Here is a 13,735-nt window from a genome sequence, read left to right as displayed (position 1 = left end):
CGGCCCTCGACGGCACCACATACAAGCCATACACCGCCCCCATCACCGTCAGCGCCACAGGACAACACACCCTCACCTACCGGGCCACCGACAAAGCGGGCAACACCTCCACCGCCAAGTCGGTCACCTTCACCGTCGTGGCGGCTCCGACCGAGGACCGGACCACGCCGGAGGTCTCGGCGTCCGTGTCCGGGACGAAGGACGACGCGGGTGCGTATGTCGGCAGCGCGACGGTGACGGTGACCGCGTCCGACACGGAGTCGGGTGTGGCCGGTATCGAGTATTCGCTCGACGGCGGACCCTACCTCCGGTACTCCGGCCCGGTGGCGATCACCAAGTCCGGAAGCCACACCGTGCTCTACCGGGCCAGCGACAAGGCCGGCAACACGTCCACGCCACAGTCGCTGACCCTCACGGTCGTCGACGGCAAGCCACCGGCCGACTGCGCCGAGACGGACGACCGGTCCACCGTGTTCACCGGCCTCGTCGACACCGGTGTCCCGAACCGTGTCACGACCAACGGTTGCACGATCAACGAACTGATCGAGGACCATCGGGCCTGGAAGAGCCACGGCACATTCGTCTCCCACGTCGGGGACATCGTCAACGCACTGCGGAAGGAAGGAGTCGTCGACCAGCGCGAGGCCGCAGCGATCAAGAAGGCCGCCGCCCAGTCCGACGTCGGGATGCGGGACCGAGGTCCTGACGGCCGCTGAGCCGTGATCTGGCAGGACTACGCGAGCAGCGCGCCGGGCCCGGCGGGGTGGAGTCCGAAACACTCCCCCCGCCGGGCCCGGCCGCCTGTGTGGGGAACATGCGGCACCGAAACGGCGGAACTCTCGCGTCCCGAGCTCGCGTTCGAGATCGAGCGGCTGATGCAGTCCGGGCTGATCGTCCCGGACGGCCTCGCCGCCTCCCGCGGCGGCCGCCGCTCGTACAGCGTCCGGGTCGCCCCGTCGTTCCGTTTCCTCGGGGTGGACGTCGGCGCCACCTCCGCGGACGTCGCGGTCAGCCCGCGGCGTTGGAGCTCCTCGGCCACCTGGCCGCACCGCTGAGCCTGCGTGACGGCCCGGTCGAGGTCTTCGAGCAGGTGCCGGCGCTGGTCGGCCGGCTGATCAGCGACCACGTCTTCTCGTCGGCCTGACGCTCCGCCCCGCCCCTCCACAGCACTCCGCCGTCCTCGACGATGGTGCCGGAGCCGGTTCAGGCCGTCGCCTCACGGAGCGCCCGCCTGCACAGGGAGTCGGCCCTGCGGGTCGTCTCCGGCTGCCGGAAGTCCCGGGCGAGCGCGAGGGTGTGCGCGACGGCGTTGTCCAGGCCGGTGCGGTGGCCGACGGAGACGTAGACCGGTTTGGTGCCGTCCCGGGTGCGCAGCGCACGGCCGACCTCCTCCTGCCCGTCCAGCAGCGGCGACTGGTCCCCGCGCCGGGGGCCGGGCTGCTCGAAGGTGAAGGTGAACGGGCTCTTGGCGACGCCGATGACCGGGAGCCCGGTGAGGACGCCGAGGTGGCTGGCGAGGCCGAAGCGGCGGGGGTGGGCCCTGCCGTACCCGTCGCAGACGACGAGACCGGGGTCGGCCGTCAGGTTCTCCAGGGCGGCCAGCAGGGTCGGGATCTCGCGGAAGGCGAGCAGCCCCGGGACGTACGGGAAGCTGACCCGGCCGACGGCGGTCGCCTCCTCCACCACCTCCAGCGTCGCGGCGTCGAGCACGACGGCCGCCGCGGCCACGATGTCGCGTTCGTCGTCGTAGGCGACGTCGACCCCGGTCACCCGGCCGCGCCCCGGCGGCGGCCCCGGCTCGTCGAGGATCACCCGGGCCCGCAGGTCGTCCTGGACGGCACGGGCCTCGGCCGCGTCGGAGGGAATCCGGAAAGCGGAGGGAATCCGAAAAGCTGTCATGGTGCGACCAACCCTAAGGGCTGTCCTGCCCGGTAGCCTGAGGTCATGTTCGTACTCGAGCTGTCCTACACCGCCCCGCTGGACCGTGTCGACGCGGTGATGAAGGAACACATCGCCTGGCTCGACGAGCAGTACGCGGCAGGGGTGTTCATCGCCTCCGGGCGCAAGAACCCCCGCGAGGGCGGGGTGATCCTCGCGGTCGGGGACGAGCGGGCGGCGATCGAGCGGCTGGCGGCGACCGACCCCTTCGTCGTCGAGGGCGTCTGCGCGTACCGGATCACGGAGTTCATCGCCACCAGGACGTCGGACGCGCTCGCCCCGTACCGTCAGCAGCCCTGAGAAATCCTCGCCCCGGAAGACTCCCGGCCGGGGTGCGGCGGCCGGATCGGGGCAGGTGAACAGGCAGTGGTGTGCGGTGACGCAGCTCACGCCGCTCCCCGGTGCACGCTTCGGCGGCTTCGGTCGTCTCTACGGCTGCCGGGAACCGTTCGTCCGGTCGCGAGAGGGAGCAGGTTCGTGTCCACGGTCATCGAACAGTCCGTACAGGCCCGCATGGTTGCGTCCGCGCCGCAGATGGAGACGCTGCCCGCTGTCCTGAGCTACGACCGGGCGGACCCCTTCACCGTACGCATGGCGTTCCCCGCGCCGGCGACGCTGGAGGGAACCGAGGTGTCCTGGCAGTTCTCCCGGGAGCTGCTCGCCGCCGGGATGGAGGTCCCGTCCGGGCTCGGCGACGTACGGGTCAGGCCGTTCGGCTACGACCGCACGGTGCTGGAGTTCCACGCCGCCGAGGGGGTCGCCATGGTGCACGTCCGCACGGCGGATCTGAGCCGCTTCCTGCGGCGGACGGAGGGCCTGGTCCCTTGCGGCCACGAGTACCGGTTCCTGGACCTGGACCGGAATCTGACCGATCTGTTCGGGCCCCGCTGACCGGCGGCCCCACGTTCTTCCGCGCGGGCCGTCAATCCGATTGCCCCTCCCCCCGGCGCCGCGTAACGTCTCCGGTGTCCTTGTTGTCGCCGAACGGAGCAGGACGTTGCGGATCTGAGGTCGTGAGACACCGTGTCGCGTGCCGTGCCCGGTCTTCGCCGTGCCCGCGCGCCCGAGTGTGACCTCAGCTCCTTGAGCCGTCCTCCGTGACCAGGGCCTTCCTTCCGTCATCCCGGAATTCTCGTGGAACGCCAGTGGCCGGTGTCTCACCCCGTTGCCCTGCCCTTCCTCGCAACCGGGAGATTCCCCATGACCGCACCCACCGCCCGCATCACCTGCTCGTCCCTCTCCTTTGCCTGGCCCGACGGCAGCCGCACCCTGGACGCACTCGATCTCTCCGTGGGCGCCGGCCGCACGGGACTCATCGGCCTCAACGGGGCCGGGAAATCGACCCTGCTCCGGCTGCTCGCCGGGGAACTCCAGCCCTCCGAGGGCCGCATCGACGTGGCCGGCGAAGTGGGATACCTGCCACAGGACCTGGTCCTGGACACGGGGTTGCGCGTCGACGCCGTGCTCGGCATCGACACCGTCCGCGAGGCGCTGCACGCCATCGAGGCCGGTGACGTCGGCGAGGAGCGGTTCGCCGCCGTGGGCGACGACTGGGACGTCGAGGAGCGGGCCCGCGCCGCGCTCGACGAAGTGGGACTCGGCCACATCGGGCTCGACCGCACGATCGGCGAAATGTCGGGCGGTGAGTGCGTGATGCTGCGGCTGGCCGCTCTGCTGCTGGCCCGGCCCGAAGTGCTGCTGCTCGACGAGCCGACGAACAACCTGGACCTGTACGCCAGGCGGCGGCTCTACGCGGCGGTCGACGCGTGGCACGGTGTGCTCGTCGTCGTCAGCCACGACCGCGAACTCCTGGAACGCGTCGACCGGATCGCCGATCTGCGCGACTCCACCGTCACCTTCTACGGCGGCAACCTCTCGGCGTACGAGGCGGCGCTCGCCGTCGAACAGGAGGCGGCCGAGCGCATGGTGCGGGTCGCCGAAGCCGACGTGCAGCGCCAGAAGCGTGAACTGGCCGAGGCCCAGGTGAAGTCGGCCCGGCGCAAACGGTACGGCCAGAAGCTGTTCGAGCAGGGGAGCGTACCGAAGATCGTCGCGAGCGCCCGCAAACGCTCCGCCCAGGAGTCGGCGGGCAAGCAGCGCCTGATGCACACGAGCCGGCTGGCCGACGCGAAGGAGCGCCTGGACGACGCCGTCGACGCGGTGCGCGACGACGACGAGATCCGGGTCGAACTGCCGCGCACCAAGGTCCATCCGGGCCGGGGCGTGCTCGTCCTGCGCGATCTGGAACTCGCGTACGGGGCGCGGGTGCGGGGGCGGTACGAGGTGCGCGGTCCCGAGCGCATCGCGCTGGTGGGACGCAACGGAGCGGGCAAGACCACGCTGCTGCGCACGCTCGCCGGTGAGCTGGCACCCGTGTCCGGCGAGGCGGTGACCGAGGTCCCACTGCGCTTCCTGCCGCAGCGGCTCGATGTGCTCGACGACGGGCTGAGCGTGGCGGAGAACGTGGCGCGGTTCGCGCCGGACGCCACGAACAACCACATCAGGGCGAAGCTGGCGCACTTCCTGTTCAAGGGGGCGCGGGCGGACCGGGCCGCGGGGACCCTGTCGGGCGGGGAACGGTTCCGGGCCGCGCTGGCCGCGCTGCTGCTGGCCGAGCCGGCGCCCCAGCTGCTGATGCTGGACGAGCCGACGAACAACCTGGACATGGCCAGTGCGCGCCGGCTGACCGCGGCGCTCGACGCGTACGAGGGGGCGCTCGTCGTGGCCGGCCACGACGTGCCGTTCCTGGAGTCCCTGGGGATCACGCGCTGGCTGCTGCTCGACGGCGAACTGCGCGACACGACGGCCGAGGAGGTGCGTGCCGGGCTGTGACCCAGGGGGTGCGCGGCGCGGTCCGCCGCGCACCCACCCGTGGGACAGTGACGCAGAGTGAGCGACTTTCACTCATGGGGGCTTGGCTGCGGCCTTACCGCCGCTTTAACCTACGGTCTCGTAACCTACGAATCCGTAGGTAATAATCCTCCCGTCCCCAGGAGCCCTCGTGACGATCACTTCTCCCCATCTCGGCAGTTCCCAGGCGTGGACCGATGCCCACCTCCTGTACGCGCTCGAAGAGGTGGTCGAGAAGGAGCTCAACCGGCACCTCAAGGTCGCCAAGGACTGGATGCCGCACGAGTACGTCCCCTTCTCCGACGGGCGCAACTTCCCCGGTGTCTTCGAGGACGGCGAGGCCTGGCAGGCCGACCAGTCGAAGGTCACCGACATCGGCCGGATCGCTCTCGTGGTCAACCTCCTCACCGAGGACAACCTCCCCAGCTACCACCACGAGATCGCCACGCTCTTCGGCCGCGACGGCGCCTGGGGCACCTGGGTGCACCGCTGGACGGCCGAGGAGGGCCGGCACGGCATCGTGATGCGCGACTACCTGCTCACCTCGCGCGCCGTCGACCCGGACAAGCTGGAGCAGTTCCGGATGGCGCACATGGCGGAGGGCTTCGAGTCGGACAACCGGCACTCGATGCTGCACTCCGTGGCCTATGTGGCCTTCCAGGAGCTGGCGACCCGCGTCTCGCACCGCAACACCGGGCACCAGTCGGGCGACCCGGTCTGCGACCGCATGCTGGCGCGCATCGCGACCGACGAGAACCTGCACATGGTGTTCTACCGCAACCTCCTGGGCGCGGCCTTCGAGCTGGCCCCGGACCTGACGATGCAGTCCGTGCGCGACGTCGTCGTCAACTTCCGGATGCCCGGCCACGGCATGCCCGGCTTCGAGCGGGCCGCCGCGCAGATGGCGATCGGCGGCATCTACAACATGCGCATCCACCACGACGACGTCATCCAGCCGGTGCTGCGCTATCTGAAGGTGCTCGAGATCGACGGCCTCGGCCCGGAGGGCCTGCAGGCGCAGGAGGAGCTCGGCCTCTACATGCACGGGCTGGACACCGAGGCCGCGAAGTTCGACGAGAAGCTGGCGGCGCGCAAGGCGCGGATGACGGCCCGCGCCCAGGGCTGACCGCGCGGAGCCGCCGACGGCTCCGGGAGGCCGCTCACTCCCGGACCGTCACCTCCGCCTCCGCGCGTCCCCGCCCCCCAGGAAAGCCTGCGCGGCTTCCCCCGAAGCGGACGGAACGCGTGCGCGGGCGGCGAATTCACGCATGAGCCGGGGGCACGGAAGGGGATCGGGGGCCTCAGCAGGGCATGGGGCACCGGCCGGTTCCGCCGTGCGGGGGTAAGCCCTCCCCGGACGGGCGGGGACCGTACGCTGTGCCGGTGAAACCTGTGACCCGCTTTGCTCTCATCGCCGCACCGATCGCGATAGCCGTCTCCCTCCTCCTCAACAGCGGCGGCGACGACACCGGGCTGCCCACCGACTCCCCCAAGGCCGAGGCGGCGGCCACCGGGCCGGTGAACCCGGACCCGTTCGCGGCCGCGGACGACGAGGAGCGCCGGGAGATGAACGAGCGGGTCGGCCGGGCACCGGCCGGGCTCGCCGATCCGAAGATGCGCGAGATCGCGTGGCGGCTGCTGTCCAGTGCCGAGGGTTCCACCCTGGACTGGCGCACCCAGTACGGGACGATCGAGGACAGCGGCGACGGCACCGGCTACGCGGCCGGCCTCGTCGGGTTCTGCTCCGGTACGCACGACATGCTCGCGTTCGTCGAGGCGTTCACGAAGGACCATCCGGACAACCCGCTGGCTCCGTTCCTCCCGGCCCTGCGCAAGGTCGACGGGACCGGGTCGCACGAGGGGCTGGACCCGGGGTTCACGGCCGCGTGGAAGAAGGCGGCCGACGACCCGGCGTTCCGCAGGGCGCAGGAAGAGGTCCGCGACAAGCAGTACTTCGAGCCGGCGGTGCGGCTGGCGAAGCTCGACGGGCTCGGCACGCTGGGCCAGTTCATCTACTTCGACACCATGGTGCTCCAGGGGCCGGGGCACGAGGCGGACTCGTTCTACGGCATCCGCCGGGCGGCGCTGGCCGAGGCGGACACGGTCGCGGAGGGCGGTGACGAGTCGGCGTACCTGGACATCTTCCTGGACACCGCGCGGGCCGTGATGAAGTCGAAGAAGAACCAGCAGCACGACACCTCGCGCATCGACACCGCCCAGCGTGTGTTCCTGGAGGACGGCAATCTGGAGCTGGAGCCGCCGCTGACCTGGAAGATGTACGGGGAGACGTTCCGTATCCCGTCGTGATCCCGGTCCGGCGGCGGCTCCGCGCGCGGCCCGGGGCTACCCCCGGGCGTCCTGCCTGATCAGCTCGGCCGCCTTCTCGGCGATGGCGACCGTGGGCGCATGGGTGTGCCCGCGGGTGATGCGCGGCATGACCGAGGCGTCGACGACCCGCAGGCCCCGGACGCCGCGCACCCTGAGCCGGGGGTCGGTGACCGATCCGGCGTCCTCGCCCATCCGGCAGGTGCCGACGGGGTGGTAGATGGTCTCCGCACCGGCCCGGATCGCCTCGGCCAGCCGGTCGTCGTCGACCGGTCCGGGGTAGTGGCCCATGGGCGTCGAGGTGTGCGGGGCGAGGGCCGGGTGGGCGAAGAGCCGTTCGGCGTGGCGGACGCCGTCCGTCATGGACCGCAGATCGGCCTCGGCGGCGAGATAGCCCGGGTCGATCCGGAGGGCCGAGCCGGGGTCCGGGTGGTCCGGGTCCAGGGTGATGCGCCCGGTGCTCTCCGGCTGGAGGAGGACCACGCCGATGGTGACGCCGTGTTCGGTGGGCGGGGTCAGCCCGTGGTCGATGAACGGCGCCGGGGCGAAGATGAGTTCGAGATCCGGGGCGGCCGGCCCGGACGAGCTGCGGACGAAGGCGACGGCCTCGGCCAGGTTGGAGCTGAGGGGCCCGCGCCCGGCCAGCAGGTACCGGGCGATGTTCGCCGGGGTGTCGGCGCCGGTCATGGTCACCGGGCGCGGGCAGCGGAAGGTGACGGTGAAGAGGAGGTGGTCCTGGAGGTTGCGGCCGACGTCCGGGGACTCGGCCCGCACCTCGACGCCCGCCCGGCGCAGTTCTCCGGGGTCGCCGATGCCCGAGCGCAGCAGCAGGTGCGGGGAGCCGATGGCGCCGGCGCTGAGGATCACCTCGCGGCGGGCGGTGAGCGTGCCGGAACCCTCGGCCAGCACTCCGGTGGCGCGGTCCCCGTCGAAGGCGAGACCCCGGACGCGGGTGTGCGGGATGATGTCCAGATTGGCGCGCCGGGCGGCCGGTTTGAGGTAGCCGTCGGCCGCGCTCCAGCGCCGTCCGCGCCGCTGGTTGAGGGGTGTGATGGCGACCCCGCTGTGGTCGGGGGCGTTCAACTCGTCGAGGAACGGCAGGCCGTCCTCGCGGCAGGCGGTGACGAAGTCGGCGGTCAGCGGGGACGGGCTGCGGGGCGGTGCGATGTGGAGCGGGCCCTCGGTGCCGTACACCGTGCCGGACCGGGTGGGGCCGGTCCACCGCTCGGCGCGCCGGAAGTAGGGCACGATCGCGTCGTGGCCCCATTCCGGCCCGGCGGCGCCGGCCCATGCGTCGTAGTCGTCGCGGTGTCCGCGCACCCACATCATGGCGTTGATCGAGGACGAGCCGCCGAGCGTGTGCCCGCGCGGCCAGAAGAGTTCACGGCCGCCGAGCGCCGGCTGCTTCACCGTGCTGAAGTTCCAGTCGAACGGGGTCTTGAACAGCTTCGGGAACGCGGCCGGGATGCGGATCTCCTGCTTGCGGTCGGGCCCGCCCGACTCGACGAGGGCCACTCGGACGGTGGGGTCCTCGGACAGCCGCGCGGCCAGCACGCAGCCGGCCGACCCCGCCCCGACGACGATGTAGTCGTACTCGCTCAACTCGGCTTCTCCTCCTGGTCGACGCGGGTTCCGCAGCGGTCACGGGTCCCGCGGCCCGAATAACGGAAGGCCGAAGTGTCGCACGGGCGGGGCGGTTTCAGCCCCGCTCGCGGCCGACTCTGCGCAGATGCTCGCGCTCCTTCTCGGACAGGCCGCCCCATACGCCGAAGCGCTCGTCGTTGTCGAGGGCGTACTCCAGGCACGCCTGCCGTCCCTCGCAGGCGTTGCAGAGCTGCTTGGCCTCACGGGTGGAACTGCCCGGGGCCGGGAAGAAGAAGTCGGGGCCCGCCTGCGCGCACAGTGCTGTCTCCTGCCAGGAGAAGGCGGGGTCGGTCGCGGTGTTGATCAGCATGGTCGCCACAGTGCCCTGCCGCGATAAACGACTGATCAACGCCGCGTCAATGGTGCCTTCCCGCGGCCCGTGGCCGGCCCTCCGGGAGCTATTTCCCGTCACGTCCGGGCACGGTGCCGTCCCGGTCGGCGACGAGGAGCCTCCCGCCCATGCCCCGGTCCGCGTGGCTCTGCACATGGCAGTGGTACATCCAGGCGCCGGCGCCCACGTGTTCGCCGGCGATCACCTGGAAGCCGAAGGAGTCCGCCGGTCCGACGATCTTCGTGTCGACGATCCGGCTCGGGTCGTCGGGTCCGGTGAGCATGCCCGTACGGTTGTCCGCCCAGCGGTGACCGTGGACGTGGAACGTGTGGTAGAAGTCGCCGTGCGTGATCATGACGACTTCGAGCCGTTCCCCGAGCGTGGCCTCGAAGTCGGGGCTCTCACCGGCCGGGGTGTTGTTGATCGAGATGCCGTTGAAGACGATCGTGATCGTCCTGTCCGGCAGGATGTCGCCCCGGCGCCGCACGACCAGCGGCCCGTAGAGCCCCTCGCGGATGCCGCCGGTGCCGTGGTCGGAGCCCACGGCGTGGTCGTGGTAGTGCCAGTAGCCCGCGCTGCCCGGCCGCCAGGTGCCGTCGCGGCGCGGGCCCGGGGTGTGGGTGCGCCAGGTGTACGTGCGGGTGCCGCCGGGCTCGACGGTGCTGCTGTTCATCCGGGTGCCGTCGCTGGCGATGTCGTAGTCGACGCCGTGCGCGTGCAGGCCGGCCGGCACGTCCAGGGTGTTGACGAACTCGATGTGCAGGGTGTCACCCTCGTCGAGCTCGATGAGCGGGCCCGGCACGGTCGCCTTGCCCTTCTCCAGCCCGTAGCCCATCCGGCCGTCCGACAGCCGTTCCACGTACATGCGGAGGTGCCGGACCGCTCCCCCGGCGGGCGCCCTGCGCAGGGTGGACGGCGTGGCGGCGGCCTCGGTGACGGGGAGGGACAGCGATGTCACCCCCGCCGCCGCGGCGACCCCGCCGCCCACCAGCATCCGTCGGCTGAAGCTTCTGCGGTCCATGTCGAACTCCCCACTGCTGACGGGTGCTGCCGAGGATGTGGTGACGGGCCGTGACGAGCCCGGGAATTTCACTTACCCACAGTAAGGAAAAAGTCCGCCCGGGAGCTGCCAGGACCGTGGGCGAGTCGCGAAATGCCGTGCGGTGGGACGGGGACCGGGGACTGGTCCGCTCATGCCCCGCCGTCCGTGTCACGGCGAGCGCGGCTCGGCTGCACGCGCTTCGGCTCGCCGGGCATCTTCGGGTAGTCGGGCGGGTAGGGCAGATCGCCCGGGTCGCCGTCGCGCGCCTGGCGGTCGGCGAGTTCGAGCAGCGAGTCCAGCCGGAACGCCTCCTGGTCCATGTCGGCGTGGACGTCGCCGTGTTCCGCGTAGCGCCGGGGCATGGTCCGGATGTCGAAGTCGCGGGGTTCGGCGTCGTCCAGCTCCTCCCAGCGCAGCGGGGCGGAGACCGGGGCGTGCGGGAAGGGCCGTACGGAGTAGGCGGAGGCCATGGTGCGGTCGCGGGCGGCCTGGTTGTAGTCGACGAAGATCCGCTCGCCGCGCTCCTCCTTCCACCAGGCGGTGGTCACCCGGTCCGGCATCCGGCTCTCCAGTTCGCGCCCCACCGCGATGACCGCGCGCCGGACCTCGGTGAACGTCCAGCGCGGCTCGACGGGTACGAAGACGTGGATGCCGCGCCCGCCGGAGGTCTTGGGCCAGCCGCGCAGCCCGTGCTCGTCGAGGACGCCGCGCAGCTCGTGGGCGGCCCGGACCGCGTCGGCGTACCCGGTGCCGGGCTGGGGGTCCAGGTCGATGCGCAGTTCGTCGGGATGGTCGGTGTCCCCGCCCCGCACGGGCCACGGGTGGAAGGTGAGGGTGCCGAGGTTGGCGGCCCAGAGGACGGCGGCCACCTCGGTGGGGCACATCTCCCGGGCGGACCGCCCGCTCGGGAAGGTGATCCCGGCGGTGGGAATCCAGTCGGGGAGGTTCCCGGGGGCGCGCTTCTGGTAGAAGAAATCGCCCTCGACGCCCTCCACGAACCGCTGGAGGGTGGTGGGCCGGTTGCGCAGGGCGCGCAGGATGCCGGGCCCCACGGCGAGGAAGTACTCGGCCACGTCCCTCTTCGTGCAGCCCTTCTCCGGGAAGTAGATCTTGTCCGGGCTGGACAGCCGGATCACCCGTCCGGCCGCGTCCAGCTCCACCGCTGCGCCCGCTGCTGCCATGTCGGCCACCGTAGGCCGGGCACACCTGTGCCGCACATCGGGAGACTCCGGTCTCCGTACGGTTCACAATCGGTCCATGGACCTGCCGGTGATGCCGCCCGTGAAGCCGATGCTCGCCAAGTCCGTGAAGCGGATTCCGCCGGGCATGAGTTACGAGGCGAAGTGGGACGGCTTCCGGGCGATCGTGCACCGGGACGGTGACGAGGTGGTGATCGGCAGCCGGACCGGCAAGCCGCTCACCCGGTACTTCCCCGAGCTGGTCACCGCCGTCCGGGAGAACCTGCCGGAGCGCTGTGTGGTGGACGGCGAGATCGTGGTCGCGCACGAGGGCCGGCTGGACTTCGACCGGCTCGGCGAGCGCATCCACCCCGCCGACTCCCGGGTGAGGCTGCTCGCCGAGCAGACCCCCGCCGCGCTGGTCGCCTTCGATCTCCTGGCGCTGGGAGACGAATCGCTCCTGGACACCCCGCAGGCAAACCGGCGCACAGTACTTGAGGCAGCGCTCACCGGCGCGTCGGCACCGGTGTACCTGGCCCCGTCGACGACCGACCCCGCCCGCGCCCAGGAGTGGTTCGAGCAGTACGAGGGGGCGGGGCTCGACGGTGTCGTGGCGAAGCCGCTCGATGCCCCGTACCGGCCGGACACCCGGACCATGTACAAGATCAAGCACGAGCGGACCGCCGACTGCGTGGTGGCCGGCTACCGCTTCCACAAGAGCGGTCCGGTCGTCGGCTCGCTGCTGCTCGGCCTGTACGACGACAGCGGCGCGCTCCAGCACGTCGGGGTGTGCGCGGCCTTCCCGATGAAGCGCCGCGCCGAACTCGTCACCGAGCTGGAACCCCTGCTGACCGCCGTCGACGACCACCCGTGGCGCGCCTGGGCCGAGGCCGGGGCGCACGAGAGCGCCAGACTGCCCGGCGCCCCGAGCCGCTGGGCCGGGGGGAAGGACATGTCCTGGGTGCCGCTGCGGCCGGAACGGGTCTGCGAGGTGGCGTACGAGCACATGGAGGGCGACCGGTTCCGGCACATCGCCCAGTGGCGCCGGTGGCGTCCGGACCGTACGCCGGACAGCTGCACGTACGCACAGCTGCAGGAGGTCGTGCGCTACGACCTCGCGGAGGTGCTGGCGGGCGGCGGCTGAGGGCCGCGGCCCGGCTCAGTCCGCCGTGGGCGGCAGGGTGGGGGTGGTGCAGGGGTCGTCGGTCTCCGTGGGGTCGGCGGAGGGCGAACCGGTGGTGTCCGCCGGGTCCGGCGTCGGGGTGGCCGTCGTGCAGCCCGGATCGGGTTTCGTCGTGGTCGGGTCCGGGTCGGGGGTGGTGCTCGGGTCCGGGGTGGTGGAGCCGGTGTCCGTGGGGTCCGGCGAGGGCCCGGTGGTCTCCGTGGGGTCCGGGGAGCCGGACTCGCCGGGTGTGGGGTCCGTGCCCGGGTCGGGGTCATGGGTGCCCGGTGGGGTCGGGCGGGTGCTGGTGCCGGGCTGCGGGCCGACCTCGATGCCGCCGCCGTCCTTGCCGCCGGACCCGCCCACGGGGTGCTCGGGCTTGTTCGGGCTGCCCGCGCCGGGGCTCTTGGGGACCGGCCCCGTGCCGTCGGCCACCGGGTGGATGCCCTTGCGGTAGAACTCCAGCCAGGACAGCACCGTGCGCAGATAGCTCTCCGAGTGGTTGTAGCTCAGGACCGCCCGGTTCAGGTCGGAGGGGATCGACAGATCGCGCGTCCCGGCGCACAGGTAGGCGCCTGCGGCGAGCGCCGCGTCGTACACGTTATTCGGGTCGCGGCGCCCGTCGCCGCTGCCGTCACGGCCCCAGTGCGCCCACGTCGACGGGATGAACTGCATCGGGCCCACCGCCCGGTCGTACGTCGCGTCCCCGTCGAACGCGCCGCCGTCGGTGTCCGCGATGTGGGCGAACCCGGCGCCGTTGAGGACCGGGCCGAGGATCGGCGAGAGGGTCGTGCCCTTCTTGTCGACCCGGCCGCCGGCCGCGTGCCCGGACTCGACCTTGCCGATCGCCGCCAGCAACTGCCAGGGCAGCCGGCAGCCGGGATCGCCGCGCCCCATCGTGGTCTCGGCCCTGCGGTAGGCGGCGAGCACCGTGGCCGGGATGCCCGCCTCGGCCCACGACCGCTTGGCGGCGGTGCTCTGCTTCTCACCCTTCCCGGGGGGCTTCGGGCTTTTCAGCGGCGGGAGTTCGGTGTGGTACGAGTCGTCGTTGGGGGCCTCGGACCAGACGACATCGTCCGCCTTCTGACGGTGCTTCGGGGTCCCCTCGTGCGCGGCGATCTGGGGTGCCTGGGACGCCGTGAGCGCGGCCATCGCGGCGACGGCGGCCGCGGTGCCGCCGAGGGCCTGTCCGGCGGATCTTCGCGGCCGCGTGGTAGAGCGGACGGGACTCCTCCGCGACCCATTCCGGCTCCCCGCCCATCTCG

At 71.9% G+C, this 13,735-nt stretch carries 12 protein-coding genes and 2 pseudogenes; 8 read left to right on the top strand and 6 right to left on the bottom strand.

Annotated features, from left to right (window positions below; translation table 11 throughout):
• Both ABZ564_RS25090 and ABZ564_RS25085 read left to right on the top strand, forming a co-directional pair.
• A pseudogene (locus ABZ564_RS25090) lies at window positions 1-716 on the top strand (glycosyl hydrolase); the annotation flags it as partial.
• A gap of 117 nt (window positions 717-833) precedes the next feature.
• Window positions 834-1,114 (top strand): annotated as a pseudogene (locus tag ABZ564_RS25085) (sugar kinase); the annotation flags it as partial.
• A gap of 89 nt (window positions 1,115-1,203) precedes the next feature.
• Here the strand turns inward: ABZ564_RS25085 and ABZ564_RS25080 are convergent.
• Window positions 1,204-1,899, bottom strand: a complete 696-nt coding sequence (locus ABZ564_RS25080) for an endonuclease V (protein WP_360860653.1) — start codon at window positions 1,897-1,899, stop codon at window positions 1,204-1,206.
• Window positions 1,900-1,944: 45 nt separating this feature from the next.
• On the opposite strand from ABZ564_RS25080, the gene ABZ564_RS25075 reads away from it, so the two are divergent.
• The 5 genes from ABZ564_RS25075 to ABZ564_RS25055 all read left to right on the top strand — a co-directional run bounded on the left by ABZ564_RS25075 (window position 1,945) and on the right by ABZ564_RS25055 (window position 7,095).
• The gene (locus ABZ564_RS25075; protein ID WP_360860650.1) at window positions 1,945-2,238 is read left to right on the top strand and encodes a YciI family protein; all 294 of its coding nucleotides are present in this window, start codon (window positions 1,945-1,947) and stop codon (window positions 2,236-2,238) included.
• A 177-nt stretch (window positions 2,239-2,415) separates the two neighbouring features.
• Window positions 2,416-2,829 (top strand): SsgA family sporulation/cell division regulator, encoded by a 414-nt coding sequence (locus tag ABZ564_RS25070; RefSeq protein ID WP_360860647.1) that lies wholly within the window; start codon window positions 2,416-2,418, stop codon window positions 2,827-2,829.
• A 309-nt stretch (window positions 2,830-3,138) separates the two neighbouring features.
• Window positions 3,139-4,770, top strand: coding sequence for an ATP-binding cassette domain-containing protein (locus ABZ564_RS25065; protein WP_360860644.1), 1,632 nt, complete (start codon window positions 3,139-3,141; stop codon window positions 4,768-4,770).
• A gap of 169 nt (window positions 4,771-4,939) precedes the next feature.
• On the top strand, window positions 4,940-5,914 hold the full coding sequence (locus ABZ564_RS25060) for an acyl-ACP desaturase (RefSeq protein ID WP_360860641.1): 975 nt from the start codon (window positions 4,940-4,942) through the stop codon (window positions 5,912-5,914).
• 266 nt (window positions 5,915-6,180) lie between these two features.
• Window positions 6,181-7,095 (top strand): chitosanase, encoded by a 915-nt coding sequence (locus ABZ564_RS25055; protein WP_360860747.1) that lies wholly within the window; start codon window positions 6,181-6,183, stop codon window positions 7,093-7,095.
• Window positions 7,096-7,131: 36 nt separating this feature from the next.
• Here ABZ564_RS25055 and ABZ564_RS25050 read toward each other — a convergent pair whose 3' ends face one another.
• From ABZ564_RS25050 to ligD, 4 genes are all read right to left on the bottom strand, one after another.
• Window positions 7,132-8,715: a GMC family oxidoreductase N-terminal domain-containing protein gene (locus ABZ564_RS25050; RefSeq protein ID WP_360860638.1), complete on the bottom strand. Its 1,584-nt coding sequence runs from the start codon at window positions 8,713-8,715 to the stop codon at window positions 7,132-7,134.
• A gap of 97 nt (window positions 8,716-8,812) precedes the next feature.
• The gene (locus tag ABZ564_RS25045; protein WP_360860635.1) at window positions 8,813-9,067 is read right to left on the bottom strand and encodes a WhiB family transcriptional regulator; all 255 of its coding nucleotides are present in this window, start codon (window positions 9,065-9,067) and stop codon (window positions 8,813-8,815) included.
• A gap of 88 nt (window positions 9,068-9,155) precedes the next feature.
• The gene (locus ABZ564_RS25040) at window positions 9,156-10,109 is read right to left on the bottom strand and encodes a multicopper oxidase domain-containing protein (RefSeq protein ID WP_360860632.1); all 954 of its coding nucleotides are present in this window, start codon (window positions 10,107-10,109) and stop codon (window positions 9,156-9,158) included.
• A 170-nt stretch (window positions 10,110-10,279) separates the two neighbouring features.
• Window positions 10,280-11,290: a non-homologous end-joining DNA ligase gene (ligD, locus tag ABZ564_RS25035; RefSeq protein ID WP_360860745.1), complete on the bottom strand. Its 1,011-nt coding sequence runs from the start codon at window positions 11,288-11,290 to the stop codon at window positions 10,280-10,282.
• A gap of 97 nt (window positions 11,291-11,387) precedes the next feature.
• On the opposite strand from ligD, the gene ABZ564_RS25030 reads away from it, so the two are divergent.
• Window positions 11,388-12,452 carry an ATP-dependent DNA ligase gene (locus tag ABZ564_RS25030; protein WP_360860629.1) on the top strand — a complete coding sequence of 355 codons (1,065 nt, stop codon included), beginning with the start codon at window positions 11,388-11,390 and terminating at the stop codon, window positions 12,450-12,452.
• Window positions 12,453-12,467: 15 nt separating this feature from the next.
• Here ABZ564_RS25030 and ABZ564_RS25025 read toward each other — a convergent pair whose 3' ends face one another.
• Complete coding sequence (locus ABZ564_RS25025) at window positions 12,468-13,622, bottom strand: lytic murein transglycosylase (protein WP_360860626.1); 1,155 nt, start codon at window positions 13,620-13,622, stop codon at window positions 12,468-12,470.
• Between the last annotated feature and the right edge of the window lie 113 nt (window positions 13,623-13,735).

This window comes from Streptomyces sp. NPDC019224 (assembly GCF_040632605.1).
Lineage (GTDB): Bacteria > Actinomycetota > Actinomycetes > Streptomycetales > Streptomycetaceae > Streptomyces.
This window is presented reverse-complemented; position numbering and strand designations above follow the sequence as displayed.